The sequence below is a fragment of the Paraburkholderia sediminicola genome, from assembly GCF_046026675.1.
Classification (GTDB): Bacteria; Pseudomonadota; Gammaproteobacteria; order Burkholderiales; family Burkholderiaceae; genus Paraburkholderia; species Paraburkholderia sediminicola_F.
Window position 1 is genome coordinate 1,110,965 of record NZ_JAQQEY010000002.1, and the last position, 22,196, is coordinate 1,133,160.

The window sequence follows — 22,196 nt, forward strand, 5'->3', positions numbered from 1 at the left end:
TTGTCAATGAAAAAATCGCAATGAATTCAAGCGACAATGCGAGGCACGCAGAGTCGGCTCGCTTTGCTTGCTGAGACGCTGACACGGATTTGCGCGGCGAGTGCGCTTCGCAATGCGTAACGCTTGCGACGGGTTGCGCTGCCGGTATCGTCGCCCTGACGTTCGGCCAGATAGCGCGCCGGCGGCGCGAGAACGAACCAGCCATTCCAGCGCGCGAGCGCCCCGCACTCGATCGACAGCCGATCGTAGTCCGCGGCCACGCGACGCTTTCTCAGGCAATAGCGCCAGTTCGCGTAGATGTGCGCCTGCTTCGAGACGATGAAGGTGCCGCCTGCATCGAGCGCCGCGGCGACACATTGCGCGAGGTAAATCACCAGCACTTTCGGCCGTAGTCCGTACCAACGTTTGGTGAGCGCGCGAAACAGCTCGCGGCCGTTGACCGAAGTGTCCGGACCCTGGACGGAGCCGATGCAAAGACGTGGGCGCCGCACTTTGCCGCCGAGATAGGCGAGGCTGAAGGTGCAGGAGACAATGCGCCGGTCCCGCGCATCGCGGATGCACAACGTCCAGTCGCCTTCCTTCTGAAACTGTTCGATCGACTCGAGCGACACGTGCCAGCGCTCCGCGCCTACCTCGAACGATGCGATCGGCGCCGAGCCGGCTGCGGCGATGCGCGCGGCGAGTTGCGGTACGCGCTGCTGGGTCAGCGCGTGATGATCGAGGCTCGCCGTGAGGCGTTCGCGCGGACTGAAGCGGGTATGGAGGAACGGCCGATGCATGCGTTCGAGCGCGGTGGGATGACGTCGCACCAGATCTTGCAAGGGTGAAATGGCGCAGCCTTTGAGCCATACTTGCGTCGAACGCCACGACATCAGCGAGCGCAGCCATAAGCGCAGGCGGCGCCAGCGATGAAACACGCTGGTGCCGGGATAGAGGGCATGAGCGGCTTGCTGAATGACCGCAAAGGACGCAGTGGTTCTCGCGAACCACGGCGAGCGGGCTCGAGCCCCCTGGTTTGAAACGGTCGTCATGGCAGATCCCTTGGCTATTTCAACGAGGCGATGCTAGTGGCGGGGATCGCGCTTCCGTGTCGAATTGCTTGAGCGTTTGTCGAGTTTTGTCGCGCGTGTCGCATGATGTGCGGCGCATCCGCTATGCTGTGCGTCGAGCCGGCTCGTCCGGTTCGTTGCCGGCCGGGTCCGCGCCGTGCGGATGCGTATGCCGAGCGGCGCCGTCGCTTGCTGGCCCTGCAGCGCATCGTACCGTTGGCCGCCGCTATTAAATGAGTTAGCCCTGAACGATTCGTCCCATGCCATTCCGGATCCTGCTTGTCGAAGACGATGACCGCTTGTCCGCGCTGGTCGCCGGTTATCTGCGCAAACACGAATACGAAGTCGAGACCGTGCTGCACGGCAACGACGCCGTGCCGGCGATTCTCAAACGCCGCCCGGATCTGGTGATTCTCGACGTGAACCTTCCCGGCAAGGACGGGTTCCAGATTTGCCGCGAGGCGCGCGAGCAATTCGACGGCGTGATCATCATGGTGACCGCGCGCGATGAGCAGTTCGACGAAGTGCTGGGCCTCGAATTCGGTGCGGACGACTACGTGCACAAGCCTGTCGAACCACGCGTGCTGCTGGCGCGCATCAAGGCGCAACTGCGCCGCGTGAGCGCACGCGCGCCGGAGGCCGGGCGGCCGGAGAGCTATACGTTCGGCAAGTTCGAGATCAGCCGGGCAAGCCGCACGGTCAAGCTGCCGGACGGCAGCCTGCCCGATCTGACATCGGCCGAATTCGATTTGTTGTGGGCGTTGGTGAGTTGCGCGGGCGAGGTGGTGAGCCGCGACGAGCTGATGCGGCAACTGCGCGGCATCGAATTCGACGGCCTCGACCGCACGATCGACGGCGGCATTTCCAAGCTGCGCCGCAAGCTGCATGACGACGCCGGCACCCCGCAGCGCATCAAGACGATACGCGGTAAGGGCTACCAGTTCAGCAAGCTGGCGTGGGATTGAAGACGCTTGAGGTGGTTGCAGTTGAGTTGCAGTTCGACAGAGTCGGCATTGAGTTTCTATTGAGTAATAGGTCGAAATATCGGCCGACAAAACTCCACAAACGCGGTAGCAAGTTGACAGTCATGCGAGGCGGGGATGATTAGCATCGCAAGCTTGTGTAATGACAGGCTTATCGATGTCCGCTCGCGTTTCCCCACTTTCCCGCCATGCCGTGTTGATGATTCACGGCCTGGGTGGCACACGCCATGATTTCGGCGCGCTCGACCGCAAGTTTGAGCAGATCGGTTGCGACGTGCATTTGCCGTCGCTGCCGGGCCACGGTTCGAACCCTGACGCGTTGAGCCGTGTGACGTTGAGCGACTACATGCAGTTGTTGAGCCGCACATACCGCGAACTGGCCAAACGTTATGAGCGAGTCGACGTGGCGGGCATTTCGATGGGGGCGTTGCTTGCATTGATGCTGAGTGCGCGGGAGCGCATGACGACGGGGCGCCTGATTCTGCTATCGCCGCCGTTATTCCTCGACGGCTGGGGCGGTTCACGCCTGCGCCCATTGCGCTATCTGATGTATTGCGTACCGGGCCTGCGCCGATTGATTCGCGTCCCGGAGGGCGAGCCATTCGGTATCAAGAACGCGCGCATACGCAACCTGATCCGCCGCCATCTGCAGAAGGGGAGTGGCGTCCACTATCCGTATGTGCCGTTGGCGGCGATCGAGCAGGTCGACTGGATGCGTTTCGCGGTGAAGCGGGCACTAAGCCGCGTGACATGCGAGACCCTTGTCATGCATTCCGAGGAAGACGAAGTGACGAGCATCCGCTCCGCTGAATTCGTGTGTGAACACCTGGGAAGCCGCGCGGTGACCTTCGTACGCTTGACCGACAGCTACCACATGATCACACTGGACAACGAACGAGACACAGTAGCGGAGCAAACCCTGGCATTCGTGCAGAGGGCGTAAGAGACGAGCGGAAGAGCAAGCAAAAAACGTAGTCCAGAGCAAAGCAAACCACCGGTGTCACACCAAAGGAACCGAGCTAAACTGCCGATTGGTTTCAAGAAATACGCTTCGGCGCGCGCAGCGCCGCCGGAAGAATGACACCCTTGTCACAAGCGTATGCAGGTGCACGAACCCAGATTCCAGATGCACCACTACCCGCTGCAAACCACGGGCCCCACTTAGCAGGAGTGGTTTGAGCCGCTTTCTTTTGCCTACTTTTCTTTGCGGCAAGCAAAGAAAAGTAGGTGCCGCCCCGCACAGGGGCAACGCTAATAGACCACAAACGCATTAAAGAAATCGAAGAGAAAAAAATGCCACCCCCAGCGGAGCAAAAAAAACTAACCCCCTACCGCTATGGAAAATGGCGCTTGCTTCGTTTCCGCCGCTCATGGACGGACACAAGGGCGGACAGAATTCCGAGTTGGTCGCGGCTATACCTGCGTGTCTACACACGCCTGCTGACACTAACGCTGTTAGTACTAGCAGCATCAATAGCAACCTTAAACCTGACACTAAAAACCTCACCATCAATCTGGCAAACACTAACAACAGCAAAAGCGTCAATACCAATCGCATTGGTAACCCTACTGCTACCAGCAGTAACCGCATACCGCTGGATGCGCCCAGTCTGGCTGGACCTGGTCATGGTCCGCGAACGCGCAATAGACTTCACAGGCGGCCGCTTCAACACCCGCGCCCGTGAATCGCACAGCGTCATAATCGGCCCACTGGCCCGCACGCTCAACGCTCTGGCCGAGCGCATGGAACGCCTGATCGCCGCGCAGCGCGAACTCACCAACGGCATCTCCCATGAATTGCGCACCCCCTTGGCCCGCGTGCGCTTCGCGCTGGAAAACCTCCGCGAGCCCGCGTCCGCAGTCGAATACAACAGCGCATTGGCGAGCATCGACCAGGACGTCACCGAGCTCGACGAGCTCATCGACATGAGCCTGACCTACGCGCGCCTCGAATACAGTTCCCTGCAATCGAACCTCGAATCCACGTTGCTCACGGCATGGTTCGACAGCCAGATCACCGACGCCACGCTGCTTTACGCGGACAAGCAACTCGTCCCGCAGGCAGACGTCGACACATCGCTACGCGTGGTGATGGACAAGCGTCTCATGTCCTACGCAATGCGAAATTTGTTGCGCAACGCCAGCAAATACGCACATTCGCGGATCATGGTCGGATTGAGCGTCAAGCACGGCAATGTGGAAATCTGCGTGGAAGACGATGGCGCAGGCGTGCCGCCTGAGCAGCGTGAACGCATTTTCAATGCCTTCGTGCGGCTCGATCGTCAGACTGGCGGGTACGGGTTGGGTCTCGCGATTACGCAACAGGTGCTGCGCGCCCACCATGGCCGGATCGCCGTGACTGACCCGTTGACGCTAGGCGGAGCACGCTTCGAAATGAGCTGGCCGGTGGGCACGGTCGCGTGAAACATACCGTACCCGCGCAGCCTCAATAGGTATGTCCCAGCTGGAAGTAAAAGTTATGGCGGCCGCCCGGTGCGAACGCTACACCCAGATAGATCGGTCCGAATGAACTGGTCATCGCGGTGAAGACCGTCACGCTGCGCTTCAGCGGTCCGCTGCCGAACGTCGAATCGCGGTTCCAGACGTTGCCGGCTTCAATGCTCAGCCCCGCAAACAAACCGCGAATCGGCGACGCGTTGAACGTGGCAAGCTGATTCATATAGGTGATCTGGCCGTACACCATCGAATTGCCGGACAGCTGGTCGGCGGCGTAGGCCGACAAATGCTGGAAACCGCCCAGCGTGAAGCCGAACGGATTCGTCAGATTGGTGCCGCCGAAGTCGTTGCCCGCTTCGATGCTCGCGTTGATGCTATGCCGTCCATAGCTTGCCGCGACAAGGCTCTTTCCGTATACCTCGGTGAAGCTGTCGCTGCCCGCGAACAACGAACGTTCCACGCGTAGTTCGCCGAAATAACCTTTGCGGGCAAACAGCGGATCGTCCAGCTGATCGATCACGAGACGTGCGCGCGCGCTGAGCTGCCGCCCGTAGATATCGGGGAACAGCAGCGGCGAGTTAAACGCATCCTCGAGCGGCAAGTTGTATTGCGGCGACGCGTAGCCATGCGCGTATGCCACGCCGATACGGAAGTCGCCGAGACGGGCGAGCGGTACGCCGAAATCAAGCCCGGCGCGCTCCGTTTGCAAACTGTATTGCGTGACCTTGACGTTGCCGGAATCGTCGTAGAGGTTGGCATAGCGACGTTGAAACTCGAGATAAGGCGCCACGTAATAGCCGAAAGAACTCGACAGTGGCTGCCGCAGCTCCGCATGCAGGTTGATCAGATCGCTGCCGACGGTCCCGTCCACTCGCCCTTCGAGCCCTGACGACGTGAGCCACGGCCGGCGATAACCGAGATGCAGCCGGAAGCCGCCTTCATCTGTCGAGCTGCTCGACAAACCCAGCCCGAACAGCAGGAAGTTCGGCCCCCACAGCTTCTGCTGCGCGGAGACAATGAGCGTGTGCGCGTCGCCGTCGTCGACGAGTTGCTGGCTCACGCTGTCGAAGTCACCCGCGGTGGTGAGCGCCAGCAAGTCCTTGTTGAGCGCGACCGGATCGTAGACATCGCCGGGTTTGGCGTGCAAAGCGGCGCGAATCCGTGCCTCGGGCACCACGCCTTGCGAGGCGATCTCGATCTGCGTGATCCGCACGGGATGCATCGCGGGCGTACCGTGCCGGGCGCGCCACGCGGCATAGTCGGCAGGCGAAAGAGCCAGATGCTGAAGCTGCGGCATAGCCGCACGCGTGGCAGCGGCGCCGGCGGCGATGGCCTGGCTCGCGTTGGCGAAATCGGTGAAGCTCAGCGAGCCGAGCGCCGGTTCGATCAGTACATCACCCGCCTGCAACTGTTCACGTTGCCGCGCAACGTTCTGGTGAATCAGGATGCCGATCATCTGCTGCATCACGTCGGCAGGGGAAGCCAATGCATCCAGCGGCCGCAGCGGCGAGCCGATATCGACCGCGATCACGACTTTTGCGCCCATGTCGCGCGCCGTTTCGATAGGCAGATTACTGACGATGCCGCCGTCCACCAGCGTGCGCCCGTCGATATCGGCTGGCGCGAACAGGCCGGGCAATGCCATGCTGGCGCGAATCGCCTGCGGCAGCGAACCGCGATCGAGCACCACCTTCTGGCCGGTGCGCAGATCGGTTGCGATCGCGCGATAGGGGATCGGCAGCCGGTCGAACGAAACGTTGCCCGGCACGGCGGATGTCCAGTCCTGCAGCAGCGCTTGCAAACGATTGCCCTGGACGAGCCCGACGGGCAAGCGAAAGCCATTGGCGCCGAAGCCGAGCGAAAGGCTGTTCACATACAGCCGCTCGTCTTCACGACGCGATTGCGGTAGATCGGCACGGTCGGTGACGTCGAACGCGATGTCCGCGAGATTGATGCCCGCGAGGCGGTTTTGCATGTCCTGCGCCGTCATACCGCTCGCGTACAGGCCACCGACCACGGAGCCCATGCTGGTGGCGGCGATGCAATCGACCGGGATGCGGTTTTCCTCGAGCACCTTCAGTACGCCGAGGTGTGCATAGCCGCGCGCGCCGCCGCCCGACAGCACGAGACCGACGGAAGGGCGGCCGGCGGGACCGGCTTCTGCGCTGCACGCGGATTCGGCGGCGAGAGCGGGGCGTGCGAAGGAGGCGACCCCACACGCCAGCAGCACCACAGTGCAGCGAAAACGAAGAACGATGGGCCGGCGATGCGCGTGCGCCGCCGTTTGTTGAAGTTGTTCGCTCGTCAACGCTCGACTCATCTGTTTTGATGCCGGAAGAAAACCGAGAGATTACATGGTTTTGCCCCGGTAAAAACAGGTGATTGGGTGCAAACGCGCGTTTGCGGAAAAACGTAGTCCTGAGGCTTTTTATCCGGCATCGCGGCGGTATGCGACTTCCGGCGCGTGAGCGCGGTATCTGAATTGACGCCGCCTGCCTGACGGGCGGAACCCGACCCGAAACAATTTATGTCAGCTTGTGTCACGACGCCTCCGAATCGCCCGGAAAGCGTTGCCCAGCGGGCCTCTGTCATGGTGAAACAGGGTGACATATCTTCGCTGCTGATTAAATCCAGGCGTTCTTCTATAGTCCGTTTGTCGCCACGCCGCAGTGCGCAGAAGTGGCCCGAAATCAAGAAGGACATACCGTGAAAAACTGTTCGTTCGTCGTCGCAGCCACCGCCGCTTCCCCTGCCTCCGTGACGCCCGCTGCATCCGTACGTGGCGCGCTGCGCAAGCTCGCGCTCACCGCAACCGTTACCGTGCTCGCGCTCAGCAGCGCTTCCGCTTCCGCCTGGTCGCAGCATGGCACCGCCTACACTTCGCGTGGCACCTATAACGGCGCGCGTTACGGCTCGTGTGGCGGCGGTAGTTGTTCGCATGCTGGCGGCGTGGCTGGCCCTTACGGCGGCGTGGCGACCAACACGGGCACGGTGACCCGCAACGCGCCGGGCCAGTTTTCGAATTCGGGCACTGCGACCGGCCGCTACGGCAACCAGGTCCAGCACGCCGGCGACACCAACTGTGCGGGCGGCACGTGTGCCCATACCGGCACCCTCACCGGACCGGACGGTAAAACAGCCACGACCTCAGGCGATGTGACCAAAACCGCGCCCGGCCAGTATTCGTCGTCCGGGTCGGTCACGGGCTCGAACGGCAACACGGTCAACCACTCGGCATCGACCAACTGCGCGGGCGCGTCGTGCTCACGTTCCGGCACGGTGACCGGGTCTGATGGCGGAACCGTCAATCATTCCGGCACGGCAACGCGTGTAGCACCGGGCGTCGTGACGACATCGACGAGCACGACGGGCACGCACGGCAACACCGTGACGACGAGCGGAACGGTCACGACTACCGGCGTCGTCACGACAGGCAGCACGACGGTAGTGGTTGCAGCGAAGCCGGTTGTTGTCGTGCCGCCTCCAGTCGTTGTTCCGCTGCCGGTTGTGTATGTGCCGCCGCCTCCGGTTGTCTACGTTCCGCCGCCCCCGCCGCCGGCTGTGTATGTCGCACCGCGTGTTGTGTATGTGGCTCCTGCGCCGCGCCCTGTCGTGTGGGTGCCGGGGCACTGGGTGGGGAATGTCTGGGTGCCGGCGCACTGGTCATGAGCGAAAACGTGCGAGTGAGGACCGGCGAGGAGGCCGGCCGGACCGGTCCGCAGTGGATGAGCGAGCAGGGAAGTGCTCAGACGCTGCGGCCACGTTTCAACGCGGCACGCACACGAACGCTATGCAAAGTCGGCGCGTTGGCAACGATGATAGTTGCAACGGGGATAGCGATTGCAGTCGGTGAGGGCATAGCAAGCACTGAAATGCCTGCTGTGCACCGAGCGATTGAATCCGAACCGGACTGTTCGGCGAAATACGCAGCGTTGCTCGACCTCGCCGAATTGGCGAGACGCGATGGCAAGTCGTCCGAAGTAGTGATGCGGGGACTGAGCGACCGCGGCGGGGCAATGGGCGACTGTTTGCCGACTGGCGGGAACGCCGGGACGAGGTAAACGAAACGCCGAAACGCGCGAATGGCCGGAGCGGCCATTCGCGCATTGTCAAATGCGGTCCTTTAGAAAGACATGCCTTTGACCAATGGCCGGTCGCTACCGGCCCTGCTGCTGCAGATACTGTCTGACGTCGCTCATGGTCACGCTTCCTTTGTGGCTCGTGTCGATCTGATCGAAGTGCCTGGCAACGTAGCCGAGCCCCGCAGTCTGAGCCTGCGTTTTCGTGACCGCGGCGCCATTGCTGAGAGCCGTGTTCGCTCCCAGTCGTGCTTCAAGCCGCTGCTGGGCTTCCTGCTGCAGTGCTGTGCCGGTCGACGGCGTGACGGGAGTAGCACGGTTTTGAGGAAAGAACGGACCGTCGACTCCCCTGGCCCCGTTTGGCGGCGTCGCCGGCGCTACCGCTTGTGGCGGTAACGCATGCGCGCTGCCAATAAAGCAGCCGAGGACGATCAACGGGGAGACACGCCGCAACATATCGAAAAGGGACATGATGACTCGCATTGATTGAGTGAATAGAGTATCGCGAACGAGGCACATCGCGTCAGTTCAGTCAGGGTGCCGTAGCTTGCGCCGTGGCAGTAGTGGTCGGCTGACCGGCGGGGCTTTCGTCGCGCCACGGCGGAGGCAGAGTCCAGAGGGCGAGCGCATCCGGCAGTGGCGTGCCGCGGTAGAAGCGCACCAGATCCCGTTTCATCAGCGGACGGGCAACATCATCCAGATAGATCATATGTCCGCCCTGGAAAAAGTTGACCTGCAAGTCCGGATTCAGACCGGGTACCGTCTGCAGCCGTGCCAGTTGCTTCTCGGTATTGAAGAACGGTGTGGCCAGATCATGAAAGCCGTTTTCCGAGAGTACCTTGAGCTGCGGGTTGAGCGTCAGCGCGCCCAGCAGATCCGGGATCGTATCGGGCAAAGGCTTTCCGTCATGCGAGAAGTCCCATACGTTGATGATATTGTCGTTCAGCGGCAAGTAGGTCGCGTTCGGCGCCGTGTATCCCAGGTAGTCAGGCATCTGCGTTGCCAGAGCCGTGGTGAACGGCTGGGAGATCAGGATGTCGGACGGGTCACCGTCGTTTTGCAGACGCGGATCCGAGTTCGGCAATGACACTCGTCCGTCGTACCGGCCGATCGTCGTGCCTGGTATGAGGCTCGTCGAGAACGGGTTGGCGCCGAAGTAGCCTTGTAGCGCCTGCAGGGTCAAACTGGATGGCAAGGCCCACGACTGAAGTGTTTTCGCATTGGGAAACACCGGCGTGCCCAGAGCGTCCGGTACGCCGAGCTGACTGAGCACCCACGACTGCGAATACCGCCTGAACTTGTCGTATTCGGCCGTGACGAACAGGCTTGCCTGGTACGCGTACAGGTCCTGATTAAGCGGTGCTGGTGACACCTGGTTGTAGTAAGCCGCGACTTCCGCGTAGCCAGGGAAATAGCCGGCCAGCGTATCCGTATCCAATGCCAGCGCGCTGGTCGAGTTCGTGATGGCGACGGCCTCGATCGCATCTGCAAAATAGTTCAGGATTGCAGACTGAAGGACGATTCCGGTCAGGTGCACGCCGGCCGATTCGAGCGCCAACGCGAGCATGTCGGTGCGCGGCGTGCCATACGACTCGCCATACAGATAAATCGGCGAGCTGCTGCGACTATTGACTGTCAGATAGCGCTGGATAAAGTCGCGCATGATGTTGACGTCCGCGTCGGTCGTCCAGTACTTCTGGTTCGTATTCGGCAGAATCGCCTCGGAAAGACCTGTTCCGGGCGGGTCGATGAAGACCATGTCCGTGGTGTCGATCAGGCTCTCCTTATTGTCGACGAGCGGATAATTCGGCCAGTTCCCGAACACCGGGTCGGGCGTGGCGACCCGCGTCGGCGCGAACGATCCGAGCCGCAGCCAGATGGAAGAGGACCCCGGGCCGCCGTTGTAGACGAACGTGACAGGTCGCGGCGAGCCGTTCGTACTCGGCACGGTGTACGCAACATAGGACATCGTGGCTTCGGGGTTGCCGCTCGAATCGGTGGCCGTCAAGTGGCCGGTCGTGGTGATGTAGTTGATCGGTGTTTTGCCCTGGGTCCACTGGTAGTGCATGACCGCAGCCTTCTCGGAGGCCTGAGCCGGCGCGAGGCCATCTGTGGCATTGCCCGAATAGGCGACCGGGTCGATATAGGTTTGATTGGCCGTTGGCGATTGCGACTGCGCGGCGGCTTGCGCGCTGAGCTGCTGATTCGCTGCAGTCTGCTGCATGCTCACAGCCGTGCCGGAGGACGAACCGCCGTCCCCTCCGCCGCATCCGCCGAGAAGCAGGATCGTGACCGTTAATGTTCCCAGACTCATTCCCAGGCCCGGCAGCCCGTTTTGGCGATGTTGGCTATTGCCGGAAAGACGCTCGTCTCGTTTCATCTCTATCCTTGGTGGTGGCTTCAGATACCGTTTCACAAAGGCCGCTATCGCCGATGAAAATATATCGGAGTTCGAAATATTGGTGATGCATCGTCGGCATGCAGCGGTGAGACCAACTTACTTCAAAGCGCATAGATTAAGATCTCTATGCAGTATGCGTAGAATAACTAAATATCTGGTTTGGATATTCCGGTTCTTTTCGGGGAATTTTTCCGCAATCGAATATTCGTATATTGGCGGCAGATGAAAAATAGGTGACGCCACCGGCCTTTGTCAAGGATGTACCGGATTTCCGTAATTGCGACTTCGGGAAATTGTGCTTGAAGTCGCGTAAGAGCCGGCCAGTCGGGGCGCGGAGCCCGTATGAGTTAATCGATTATTTATTACGAAGTTAAATGTATTTGTTTGTTAATCGTAATAATTAAAATGTACTGAACATCCAGTTCTGACGCTGGATGCCGGCAGGGATTACTCGGCTTCTGCCAGCACGAGCGGGAACCGGATTTCGAACGTCGTCCCAACGCCTTCGCGTGAGACAAAATCGATCTGACCGTTTAACACGCGGCAAAGCTCCTTGACGATCGCGAGGCCGAGGCCCGTGCCGGGAATATCATCGCCTGCAGCGCGCTCGAATTCGTCGAAAACGCGGTTCGCGTCCACAGGTGCGATGCCCACGCCGGTATCTGACACGCGAATCGACCAGTGCTCCGCATCGGCCATTGCGAAGGCAAGTTGGATCTCGCCGGACTTCGTGTACTTCGTCGCGTTGGAGAGCAGATTGACCGCAATCTGCTTAAGCTTGAGGCGATTGGACGTGACTACGGATAGCGCCGGGTCGAACGCTGTGCGCAACTTCAGTCCTTTGACTTCGATGGCCGGGCGCGAGGAGGCAACGAGTTCATCGTAAAGCGCATGCAGATCAACCGGCTCGAACGTGTTCGGCGTGCCGTCGCCGAGCACAACGGAGTACTCGACCATCTGGTCGACGAGTTGCTTCATATCCGAGGCTTGCCGGTTGGCCAGCGTCAACGCCATATCGGCCTTTGAAGGCGCCCGTTCGATCAGTTGCAGCGCAATCGAAAACGCGTTCAGGAAATTGCGCAGATCGTGGACCACGCTGCGGGTGATCTGCATGCGCGACTCGTAAAGATCGCCAACCAGCTGCTGCTTGAGCGTCAGTTCGTGATTGGCGCGCTCGAGCCTGCCAGTGTACTCATCGATCTTGCGGTCCCGTTCGCTGACCACTTCCCTGATCGACGTGAGCGTCACCATGCTGAGCGTTTCCGCGATCAGGCGCCGCGCCCGTCCTTCATGACGGCGTGTGAACGTGCTGTCCAGGTCGGAGAATTCTTCCAGCGCGTCAGCGAGCACCTGATGGAACAGATCGAGCTCGCGCACGAGTTCCTCGATCCGGTAGCCTTGACGCCAGCGGACCAGGCCGTGTTTTCTCGCATCGCATTCGATCGCCGGCTCGACGCGTTCTAGATCTTCGACATCGAGCGCAAGGCATAGTCCTTCGAGAATTTCCGGCAGGTGATCGGCGAGCTGTTGGTAGGTGAGCTTGTCCGCTTCGACGAGGTCGACGTCGCCGAAAACGGTTTTCATCCATTGCGCGGTCAGGCGCGTCCGCTGCTCGCGAACGAAATCGGCAAATTTGCGCAGCGGGCTAACGCGTGTTTCGGTCATATTGGGTACATCGGGGTGGAGTTTCTAATAGAAGTTTCTGCCCCATTATGGCCGCAATTGCTGATTGTGGAACACCTCTTGCGTAACCCGAGCCAGATGAACACGACGTTCAACCCGGCGGCTCCGATATTGTTGTTCAAGCGGCTTCGTGTCCGGCAATCTTTGCCGTTCGGGCGCGTGGAAGTACAGGCAACGGCTCGACCTTACCGACAACGAACAGATACGACAGGGCGCCGACCACGCATAGCGAGCCCGCAACCATCAGGGGAATCACGAACGAACCCTTTGTGATCGCCAGCATGACCCCGGTAAACGTGGTGATGAAAATGCCGGCGAGATTCCCTGCAAAGTTCTGGATGCCGCCGAGCGATGCCACATGAGCGGGTGTCGGCGCCACTTCGCCAACCAGAGTCCATACATTGGCGCCGGCGAACGACAAACTGGCATAGGCCAGCGCGAACAGTGCCAGGCACGCCCACGTGCTTTGAACCATTACGGACAACGCGATCGACGACGAGAGAAGCATGCCGATCACAAGGCATGTCTTACGAGCCGCGGTTGCGCTCCATCCGCGTTTGAACAGACTGTCCGACACCAGGCCGCCAAGCCAGCCGCCAGGAATGGCCAGCAGCGCCGGCAGCATGCCCCACGTCCCGAGTGACGCAAGCGAGAATCCACGTGACTGCAGCAGATAACTCGGGAACCACGTGATGAAAAAATAAATCGCGAAGTTGAGGCAGAACAGCCCGATCATCATGCCCCACACCGTACGATAGCGAAATAGATCGAGCCACGACACGGTGCCGGCGTTTTCGTCTGAGGTAACGGCTGCGGCAGGGGCGGCGCGCTGTGCCAGCAAGGCGTCGACGGCCGCGGGGGCAATGGCTCTGTAGCGCTCCGGGTCACGATAGATGAACCACCACGCGAGTGCCCACACAACGCCGAGGCCCCCGGTGATCACGAATGAGCCACGCCAGCCGACAAGGGATATCAACCACGCAACCAGGGGCAGCGAGAGCGCCGAGCCGACCCGCGAGCCGCTATCGAAGATGCTGCTCGCGAGCCCGCGCTCGCTGCGCGGAAACCAGTTGAACGCAACCTTGGCGAACGATGGAATCGCCGCGGCTTCGCCGACGCCGAGCATCAGTCGCACGCCCACAAGTTGCGCGAGACCGCGAGCCGCGCCGGTAGCGATCGTGAAGGCCGACCACCAGCCGACCGCCAGCGCCAGACTCACACGCACGCCGACCTTGTCGATGAACCAGCCGGCCGGCAGTTGCAGGAACGCGTAGGTCCAGAAGAACGCGCTGAGCACGAGCCCCATGCCGACGGCGTCCAGACCCAACTCCGCGCGAATGCTTGGCGCCGCGATTGCCAGGTTGGCCCGATCGACGAAGTTGATGACGTTGGCGAGGAAACACATGAAGATCATGGTCCATCGGATGCGTGGCATTGGAGTCTCCTTTTTTTATAGCGTTATGGCGGCGCCGGCTGGCAGTGCGCTGCGCCGGCGCCTTTTGTCTGGATCGTTTTATTCGGGCTTCAGGAAAGCTTGTCCATCGCTTCCCACAAACCGTTGATATACACGGCACCGAGTGCGCGATCGTACAAACCATAGCCAGGCTTGCCGGTTTCGCCCCAGATCATGCGGCCGTGATCCGGACGGAAATAGCCGGTGAATCCGGTGTCGTGATACGCCTTCACGATCGCGGCGATATCCAGCGAACCGCAACTGGACAGGTGTGCCGATTCTTCGAAATCGCCCTCGGGCGTGATCTTCACATTGCGAATGTGCGCGAAGTGGATGCGCCCCATGCCGCCGAATTCGCGCACGAGTGCTTCCACGTTGTTCTGCGGTCCGGCGCCGAGCGAACCGGAACAAAGGGTGAGGCCGTTCGCCGGCGAGTCCGCGATCCCCACGATGCGCGCGAGGTCGTCACGGTTCTTCACGATACGGGGCAATCCGAAGATAGGACGCGGCGGGTCGTCCGGATGAATGGCCATTTTCATGCCGCATTCTTCGGCGACGGGAATGATCGCTTTCAGGAAATATTCCAGATGCTGCCAAAGCCTGGCTTCGTCGACTTCGCGGTACTCGGCGAGCAGCGCTTTCAATTGTTCGGGCTTGTAGCTCGAATCCCAGCCGGGCAGCGCAATGCCATTGTTCGGATCGATCTCGTCGATTTCCTTCGTGCTGAACGCGAGGCACGTCGAACCGTCTTCGAGTGTTTTCGACAGCTCCGTGCGGGTCCAGTCGAACACCGGCATGAAGTTGTAGCAGATGACCTTGATGCCTGCCGCCGCGAGGTTCCGGATGGTCTGCTGATAGTTGGCGATGAGACGGTCACGGCTGGGCTTGCCGAGTTTGATGTCTTCATGCACGGGCACCGATTCGACGACTTCGAACCGAAGACCGGCCCCTTCGATCGTCGACTTCAGGGCGGCGATCTTGTGCGCGGGCCACACTTCGCCCACTGGCTCGTCGTAGATGGCGGACACGATATCCGTCATGCCGGGAATCTGGCGAATGTACTGCAGCGTGACGGGATCGGACTCGCCGTACCACCGGAAAGACATCTTCACGACTTCACTCCTTGGATTGATTGCACAGACCTTGCTGGCTCGGGACGGGATCGCGTTGTCCGGTCTCCCGATTCAGGTGGATTATGATTGGTTGACCAATTTGAGGCGATAGTGGTTTACCAGTCTATGTCTGTGCTGAGCCTTGTCCCGGCGTGATGAGCGAGCGGTTGACGTTGGTATAAATGAAGGGAAAGCCGTTGGCGGATCAAATTGGTGTACCATTTTTTGCGCGAGGGCCGCAGGTGGCGCCTCGCTATGCCTATCCACGAGCACTTGATGACCGATTTCTCCACCCAGCCATTCGCCCACAGACAGGACGCGGAAGCCGCAGACCGTTCGTACATCGGCCTCGCGAAACAGATTCACGCGTTGATCGCGGCGTCCGGAGAGTTCGAAGCGGGCTCGAGATTGCCGTCGGAGCGCACCTTGGCCGACAAATTCGGCGTGAGCCGCACGCAGGTTCGCGAGGCGATCATCGCGCTGGAGGTGCAGGGCGTGGTTGAAGTGCGCGGCGGGTCGGGCATCTATGTGTCGGCAGGCATCGGCGCCAGGCCGGTGACCTTCGAGTTGCCACGCGGCCCTGGTCCGATCGAAACGCTGCGAGCGCGCGCGTTAATCGAGTCCGAGGTGGCGGCGCTCGCGGCAACCGAGCGCAAGGACAGCGACCTCGACCGTATCTTCTCCGCGCTCACCACGATGCGCGAGCAGATGCATGACAAGCAGGCTAACGACGCGGCTGATCGTCAGTTTCATATGCGCATTGCCGAAGCTACCGGCAATGCGGTCCTGTTGCATATGGTCACCGCGATGTGGGACTGTGCGCGAAGTGATCCGCTGTGGGCCAAGATCGAGGAACACTTTCATACGCCGGCAATGCGTGCGGCGTCGCAGGAAGATCACCAGCGCATCTTTGCTGCCATCATGGGCCGCGATCCAGTCGCGGCGCGAGAGGCAATGCAGTCGCATCTGTCCCGCGTGGTGGGGGAGTTTACTCAAGCGTGGCGATAAGGATGCGCATCTTTTACGCTTGACGCGGCACGTTGTCTGAACATGCCATTTGCGTGTTCTTTTCGCACCACGCCATTTTTATTTTTGACGCGGAATTTATTTTCGACGTCATATGATTGCACTGTTCGTTTTCGACAGCGCCTCGCAAGATGCGCCCGCGTAATTCAATTGAAAACCATGCCGTAGTCAGCACGCGCTATCCACACGTTATTGAATGCGCCACACGCAATAATCAACAAACAATATCGGATGTTTTCGCAATTCGCATGGCACCGGCCTGCGAACGCGTTGCCTATCCGTTGCCTATGCGTTCGTAGATCCCGTTGGCGGCCAACGCGCTCGCCAGTGGGAGTCGAACGCACACAATTAACTACGTTCATCATTGCTCAATCACGGAGCCAACAGTTATGAAAAAGTCTTTACTCGTGGTCGCGCTTTCCGGCGCCTTTGCTATTTCGGCGCATGCGCAAAGCAGCGTGACGCTCTATGGTCTCATTGATGCAGGATTGATCTACACGAACAATCAGGGCGGACATAGCAACTGGCAGGAAGTGAGCAGCTCGACGCAGAACACGGTCTTCGGCCTCAAGGGGTCGGAAGATCTCGGTGGCGGCTTGCATGCAGTCTTCAAGCTGGAGCAGGGATTCCTTTTGAATAACGGCGCCCAGGCTTTCTCCGGCGATGGTTTCGGCTCTCAGGCGTGGGTCGGTTTGCAAAGCGATCCATACGGCACGGTGACGTTCGGCCGCCAGTTTGATGTGATGAACGATCTGGTCGGACCGCTCACGGCGGAGTTCAACACGTGGGGCGGCAACATGGCTGCGCATCCGTTCGAAAACGACAACCTTGCCGCCAATTCGGTCGTTTTCAACAATACGGTCAAGTATACGAGTCCGACGTTCAGCGGCGTCACATTCGAAACGATGTATGCCTTCAGCAATAAGGCCGGCAGCTTCGCGAACAACCGCTCATACGGCTTCGGTGTGTCTTATGCGCAAGGGCCCGTCAATCTTGCTGCCGGATACCTGCAATTGAACAACGCAGGCAGCGCAGGCGGCGCCGTTACCACGGGCGACACCAGCGCGAACTTCCTTGCGCAACGCCAGCGTATCTGGTCGCTTGGTGGCAACTACACGTTCGGACCGGCTACCGTTGGCCTGGTCTGGAGCCATACGCAGATGGACAACGCGTCGGGCGTCTTCTCGTTCGGAACCGGCACTTACCTCGGTGCGAACGATGCTTCCGCCGGAACCCTGAGTGGCTCGCTGCGCCTCGACAACTACGAAGCGAACGTCAAGTACGCGCTCACGCCTGCGTTGACTTTATCGGGCGCGTATACCTACACGCATGGCGCTTATAACGGCTCGTCGCCGGGATGGAATACGGGGATGCTTCAGGCCGATTATTCGATCAGCAAGCGCACTGACTTCTATCTTGAAGGCGTCTATCAGAACGTGCACGGCGCACCGGCTGATTCCGTGCTCTCGCATGCCATGATCAACACGCTCTCGCCTTCGTCGTCGAATACGCAAGTGGCTGTCACGGTGGGGATGCGTCACGCATTCTGATCGGCCTCGCTTCACGCGACCCGTTATGACGGATGCCTGCACTTTGGCGGGCATCCGTCGACACTGAGAGTTTCACGAGTAGGGCGGTCTTCACAGCATCTCAGCAGTCGAACCGGTATACGGCGCAGTTAAAAGGCTCACGTTAAGCCCCTGCCTTCAGGAAATCGACAAATGCGCGCAACGGCGCCGGCAAGTGACGCCGGCCCGGATAGTACAGAAATGGCCCCGAAAAGCGCTGCCACCAGGGCTCCAGGATCGGCTCCAGTTCCCCGCTATCGAGATGCGGGCGCAGCATGTCCTCGAACAGGTGAATCACCCCCACGCCTGCAACAGCAGTACTGACTGCAAGGTCGATTGCCGCGCCGGGTCTGACGAGAAGCGGTCCCGACGGATTCAACTGCACCACCTCGCCGTCACGCTCGAAATACCAGGTCGGCGTAGCGCCGCCGGCAAACTGGCCACGCAAGCACGCATGAGCCAGCAGATCGCGCGGATGCTCGGGTCTGCCATGCGTGTCGAGATAGCCCGGCGTCGCGGCGGTAGCGAAGCGCTGCACACGCGGACCGATTGGCATCGCGATCATGTCCTGCTCGAGCCGCTCGTCGTAGCGAATGCCGGCATCGCAACCGATCGACAGCACGTCGACGAAGCCATCCTCCACCACCACCTCCACGCGTATGTCGGGATAGACCTTCAGGAACTGGGGAATGACGGTCGGCAACACGATGCGTGCGGCGCTCGACGGCACATTGAGTTTGAGCGTGCCGCTCGGCTTGTCCCTGAACCGGTTCAGGACATCCAGCGCGGCTTCCATCTCGCTGAACAATGGCGTCAGCTTTTCGATCAGACGCAGTCCAGCTTCGGTCGGGGCCACGCTGCGTGTGGTTCGGTTGAGCAGGCGCATACCCAGCTTCGATTCGAGACGGCGCACAGCAATGCTTAGACTGGAGGCGGAGACGCCGCTGATGCGCGCGGCGTCGCGAAAACCGCCGGCGCGCGCGACCGATACGAAGGCGGCAAGATCGTTGAATTCCATGGCCATTGTTCAAAATGTTTAACAACCCGTGCAATTTAAGCCGGATTATCGAACAACGCAATCCTCGTCATACTGCTGCTCAACCCCTCACCTTAAGGAGCGCGCTATGTCGAACTTCACCCCTGTGGTCACATTCCCGCTGGCTGGCCACCCCGTGCAACGGATGGGCTATGGCGCCATGCAATTGGCCGGCCCAGGCGTATTCGGGCCGCCGAAAGATCGCGACGCGGCGATCGCCGTGCTGCGCGAAGCGTTGGCGTCGGGCGTCAATCACATCGATACGAGCGACTTCTACGGACCGCACATCACCAACCAGCTGATTCGCGAAGCACTGCATCCTTATCCGGATGACCTCGTGATCGTCACCAAGGTTGGCGCGGTCCGTGGCGACGATGGCTCCTGGTTGCCGGCGCTCGAGCCGGAAGATATCGAGCGCGGTGTTCACGACAACCTTCGCAATCTCGGTGTCGATGCACTCGACGTCGTCAATATGCGAATCATGGGCGACGTGCATGCCCCTGCCGAAGGTTCGATCGAAAAGCAGGTCGTGGCGCTTGCCGAACTTCAACGGCGAGGGCTGGTTCGCCATATCGGTTTAAGTAACGCGACCGCGGCCCAGGTTGCCGAGGCACAGGGAATCGCGGAGATTGTCTGCGTACAGAATCACTACAACCTGGTTCACCGGGAAGACGATGCGCTGGTCGACGAACTGGCAGCGAAGGGCATCGCATACGTACCGTTCTTCCCGCTTGGCGGATTCACGCCGATCCAGTCGTCAGCGCTTTCCACGATCGCGCAAAAGATCGACGCGACACCGATGCAGGTGGCGCTCGCCTGGCTCCTGCATCGCGCGCCCAACATCCTGCTGATTCCGGGTACTTCGTCGCTCGGGCATCTGCGGGAGAACATGCAGGCAGCACACCTGAGATTGACCGACGAGGTGCGCGCTGAACTGGATGCAATTGGCGAATCGCACAGGTAATTCGCGCCAAACTACCCAAACGTTCCGCCATCACAGCAGGAATGGCCGCATCGCATGCAGGTTTCGCCGGATTGCGATGGTAGATTGGGCACCGCGTAATCGGGAGGCGATGCTGATGGCGGTGAGCCTGAACCAGTCTGGCGGTGCGTTGCCCGCGTTGACCAGTATCCGGTTCATTGCCGCATTGGCGGTCGTCATCTCGCACTACTCAGAAAATCAACTTCTGCCGTTGCCGGCCTCCGTCTTTAACTTCCTGGATGGCGGCCGTTCCGCTGTATCGCTGTTCTTCGTTCTTTCCGGTTTTATCCTTACCTTCACCTATCACGACAAACTTGTCCGCGGAGGCGTTCGTACTTTTTACGAGGCACGTATCGCACGGATCTATCCGGTGATCCTGCTCGGCCTCCTGATGTGCGTTCCAGTGATGATCTACCTCGTGCATGCTGGCGACGCTTCGCTGATGCTGAAGTGGTATGCCCTCAAGGGTGCAATCTACCCGGCGTTGGCCATTAGCCTGATTTGCCAGCTGCTTCTACTCAATGCATGGTTTCCTTTTTCGGCTATCAATCAACCCTGGAACGGACCGTCTGACAGCGTCTCCTGCGAGGCATTCTTTTATCTGCTGTTCCCGTTTCTGGTGCGCAGGATGACCGGGTTGAAGCCCGCACGGCTCGCATTTTTTGGCGTTGCGTTGTGGCTCACCACCGGAATGTGGATTGCGCTGCTGGATGCCTATCTGCCGGTCTCACGCAGCGGCGCCATGATCTACGCGATGCCGGTGACGCGGCTCGCGGAGTTTGTCATGGGCATCTGTTCGGCTCTTTTCTATCAACGCCTTCAGACAGGCGCTGGATCGCAGCATGTCAGGGGGAAGGCGCTCGTGGCCCTGGCTCTGACGGGTCTCGTGGGACTGAGCGCGTGGAGGCCCGTGTCACCTTCGTTCTTGCTCGACGCTCCGTTTTTTGCGGCATTGATACTTGGCCTCGCGCTACTGGAGCGGCCTGTCGTGGGCATCTTGAACTGGCGCCCCCTGGTGCGGTTAGGCGAGGCGAGCTATTCGCTTTATCTCACGCATATGCCCATCGCACTCTGGTCATTGATGATCGGATTCGGACGATCGAATGGATGGATTGTGATTGTCTTTAGCGTGCTGGTAAGCCTGTTCTGCTTCAAATTCTACGAAGAGCCTATGCGCAAGCGTATCAAGGCACGCTTTGCGGACATGACGACGCGGGTTCCCAATGGCGAACCGGGACAGTCTGTGATTTGAAAAGCTTCGTTGTAACTGCCCACGCTTCTGACGCGGGCTAAGCCGATCGTGGATACCGGGTTGAAGGGCGGTCGATTCAGGCCTCGAGATTTTCAACCGCTCACTGCGTTGGCGCCGACCTAGGCCACCGCACATGCACCGGCGTTCAAGTCGCCACCGCGTCCACGATGCATTCCCGCAACCATTGGTGCGCCGGATCTCGATGAGAGCGCTCGTGCCAGAGCATCGCCATTTCATAGCCCGGCACTTCAACCGGCGCCTCGACGACCCTAAGCGCGCCATTGCCGCGCACCAATCGCGCCGGCACCATCGCCACGAGGTCCGTGCTCGCCAGGACTGACATCACGAACAGGAAGTGCGGAACCGAAAGCACAACCCTGCGCGTGAGACCCACCTCAGCCAGTGCCTCATCCGTGACGCCGCTAAACCCGCCACCATCCGGCGACACGATCACGTGCTCCAGTTTGCAGAACTGCGCAAGCGTTGGCCGGCGCTTCAGGCGCGGGTGATCCACGCGGCCTGCCAGCACATACCGCTCCTTGAAAAGTAGCCGCCCGCGCAATCCGGGCGGCGCGCCTTCGCTGGTATGGAATGCCAGATCGATGTCTCCCTGTTCCGCCTGCTTCGCGATGCGGGGCGGAACAGCTTCCACGATCGCGAGCCGCGTGCCGGGCGCCGCCGCACGCAACCTGAACAGGACGGGCAGCAGGATCGTCGATTCGGCATAGTCGGTCGCGGCAACCCGCCACGTGTGACTCGCTTCGGCTGGATTAAACGGGCTGGCCGGCGACACCGCGTGCTCAAGTGCATCGAGCGCCTGGCGCAAAGGTTCGCGCAATTCTTCGGCTCTCGCGGTGGGGCGCATGCCTCGGGGACCCGGCAGCAACAGAGGGTCGCCAAAGATATCCCGCAGCTTGGCGAGATGCACGCTCACCGAGGGCTGGGAGAAGTGCAGGCGTTCGGCTGCACGGGTCACATTGTGCTCCGACAACAGCACATCGAGTTGTTCGTCCACAAAAAAATTGAAAAATAAAAACTGTAAGATTTGAAAGCGGGCGGCCAGATCTTCTATGAAATGTTGGTGAACATTCCGGTGGCGGCTTCGTGGTCGCGTC

The 22,196-nt window shown here is 60.3% G+C and carries 17 protein-coding genes; 8 read left to right on the plus strand and 9 right to left on the minus strand.

The window, feature by feature from the left end; all coding sequences use genetic code 11:
- Nucleotides 1-26 precede the first annotated feature (26 nt).
- The gene (locus tag PQQ86_RS24900; protein ID WP_408272985.1) at nucleotides 27-1,031 is read right to left on the minus strand and encodes a DUF535 family protein; all 1,005 of its coding nucleotides are present in this window, start codon (nucleotides 1,029-1,031) and stop codon (nucleotides 27-29) included.
- 278 nt (nucleotides 1,032-1,309) lie between these two features.
- Between PQQ86_RS24900 and PQQ86_RS24905 the strand changes: the two genes are divergently transcribed.
- From PQQ86_RS24905 to PQQ86_RS24915, 3 genes are all read left to right on the plus strand, one after another.
- The gene (locus tag PQQ86_RS24905) at nucleotides 1,310-2,014 is read left to right on the plus strand and encodes a response regulator (protein ID WP_408272988.1); all 705 of its coding nucleotides are present in this window, start codon (nucleotides 1,310-1,312) and stop codon (nucleotides 2,012-2,014) included.
- Between the two features lie 175 nt (nucleotides 2,015-2,189).
- The gene (locus tag PQQ86_RS24910; protein WP_200566449.1) at nucleotides 2,190-2,975 is read left to right on the plus strand and encodes an alpha/beta hydrolase; all 786 of its coding nucleotides are present in this window, start codon (nucleotides 2,190-2,192) and stop codon (nucleotides 2,973-2,975) included.
- Between the two features lie 350 nt (nucleotides 2,976-3,325).
- Entirely contained in the window at nucleotides 3,326-4,456 is a 1,131-nt protein-coding gene (locus PQQ86_RS24915; protein ID WP_408272991.1) for an ATP-binding protein, read from the plus strand.
- A 22-nt stretch (nucleotides 4,457-4,478) separates the two neighbouring features.
- Here PQQ86_RS24915 and PQQ86_RS24920 read toward each other — a convergent pair whose 3' ends face one another.
- Nucleotides 4,479-6,797: a patatin-like phospholipase family protein gene (locus tag PQQ86_RS24920; RefSeq protein WP_408272994.1), complete on the minus strand. Its 2,319-nt coding sequence runs from the start codon at nucleotides 6,795-6,797 to the stop codon at nucleotides 4,479-4,481.
- A 398-nt stretch (nucleotides 6,798-7,195) separates the two neighbouring features.
- On the opposite strand from PQQ86_RS24920, the gene PQQ86_RS24925 reads away from it, so the two are divergent.
- Nucleotides 7,196-8,158, plus strand: coding sequence for a hypothetical protein (locus PQQ86_RS24925; protein WP_408272997.1), 963 nt, complete (start codon nucleotides 7,196-7,198; stop codon nucleotides 8,156-8,158).
- Between the two features lie 488 nt (nucleotides 8,159-8,646).
- Here the strand turns inward: PQQ86_RS24925 and PQQ86_RS24930 are convergent, their stop codons facing one another.
- The 5 genes from PQQ86_RS24930 to uxuA all read right to left on the minus strand — a co-directional run bounded on the left by PQQ86_RS24930 (nucleotide 8,647) and on the right by uxuA (nucleotide 15,217).
- Nucleotides 8,647-9,039 (minus strand): 2-oxoglutarate dehydrogenase, encoded by a 393-nt coding sequence (locus PQQ86_RS24930; protein WP_408272998.1) that lies wholly within the window; start codon nucleotides 9,037-9,039, stop codon nucleotides 8,647-8,649.
- 61 nt (nucleotides 9,040-9,100) lie between these two features.
- Nucleotides 9,101-10,948, minus strand: a complete 1,848-nt coding sequence (locus tag PQQ86_RS24935; protein WP_408273002.1) for a S10 family serine carboxypeptidase-like protein — start codon at nucleotides 10,946-10,948, stop codon at nucleotides 9,101-9,103.
- 468 nt (nucleotides 10,949-11,416) lie between these two features.
- Nucleotides 11,417-12,634 (minus strand): sensor histidine kinase, encoded by a 1,218-nt coding sequence (locus PQQ86_RS24940; protein ID WP_408273005.1) that lies wholly within the window; start codon nucleotides 12,632-12,634, stop codon nucleotides 11,417-11,419.
- Nucleotides 12,635-12,770: 136 nt separating this feature from the next.
- Entirely contained in the window at nucleotides 12,771-14,087 is a 1,317-nt protein-coding gene (locus tag PQQ86_RS24945; protein ID WP_408273008.1) for an MFS transporter, read from the minus strand.
- 89 nt (nucleotides 14,088-14,176) lie between these two features.
- Nucleotides 14,177-15,217, minus strand: a complete 1,041-nt coding sequence (uxuA, locus tag PQQ86_RS24950; RefSeq protein WP_408273010.1) for a mannonate dehydratase — start codon at nucleotides 15,215-15,217, stop codon at nucleotides 14,177-14,179.
- Between the two features lie 276 nt (nucleotides 15,218-15,493).
- Between uxuA and PQQ86_RS24955 the strand changes: the two genes are divergently transcribed.
- Both PQQ86_RS24955 and PQQ86_RS24960 read left to right on the plus strand, forming a co-directional pair.
- Nucleotides 15,494-16,225 carry a FadR/GntR family transcriptional regulator gene (locus PQQ86_RS24955; RefSeq protein ID WP_408273013.1) on the plus strand — a complete coding sequence of 244 codons (732 nt, stop codon included), beginning with the start codon at nucleotides 15,494-15,496 and terminating at the stop codon, nucleotides 16,223-16,225.
- Between the two features lie 407 nt (nucleotides 16,226-16,632).
- Nucleotides 16,633-17,793: a porin gene (locus tag PQQ86_RS24960; RefSeq protein ID WP_408273016.1), complete on the plus strand. Its 1,161-nt coding sequence runs from the start codon at nucleotides 16,633-16,635 to the stop codon at nucleotides 17,791-17,793.
- 142 nt (nucleotides 17,794-17,935) lie between these two features.
- Here PQQ86_RS24960 and PQQ86_RS24965 read toward each other — a convergent pair whose 3' ends face one another.
- Nucleotides 17,936-18,829: a LysR family transcriptional regulator gene (locus PQQ86_RS24965; RefSeq protein ID WP_408273019.1), complete on the minus strand. Its 894-nt coding sequence runs from the start codon at nucleotides 18,827-18,829 to the stop codon at nucleotides 17,936-17,938.
- Between the two features lie 106 nt (nucleotides 18,830-18,935).
- On the opposite strand from PQQ86_RS24965, the gene PQQ86_RS24970 reads away from it, so the two are divergent.
- Both PQQ86_RS24970 and PQQ86_RS24975 read left to right on the plus strand, forming a co-directional pair.
- On the plus strand, nucleotides 18,936-19,811 hold the full coding sequence (locus PQQ86_RS24970; RefSeq protein WP_408273022.1) for an aldo/keto reductase family oxidoreductase: 876 nt from the start codon (nucleotides 18,936-18,938) through the stop codon (nucleotides 19,809-19,811).
- A gap of 115 nt (nucleotides 19,812-19,926) precedes the next feature.
- Nucleotides 19,927-21,081, plus strand: a complete 1,155-nt coding sequence (locus PQQ86_RS24975) for an acyltransferase family protein (protein ID WP_408273024.1) — start codon at nucleotides 19,927-19,929, stop codon at nucleotides 21,079-21,081.
- 145 nt (nucleotides 21,082-21,226) lie between these two features.
- On the opposite strand, the gene PQQ86_RS24980 is transcribed toward PQQ86_RS24975, so the two are convergent.
- A complete protein-coding gene (locus tag PQQ86_RS24980) occupies nucleotides 21,227-22,096 on the minus strand; it encodes a LysR family transcriptional regulator (RefSeq protein ID WP_408273027.1) in 870 nt (289 codons plus the stop codon).
- Nucleotides 22,097-22,196: the final 100 nt, after the last annotated feature.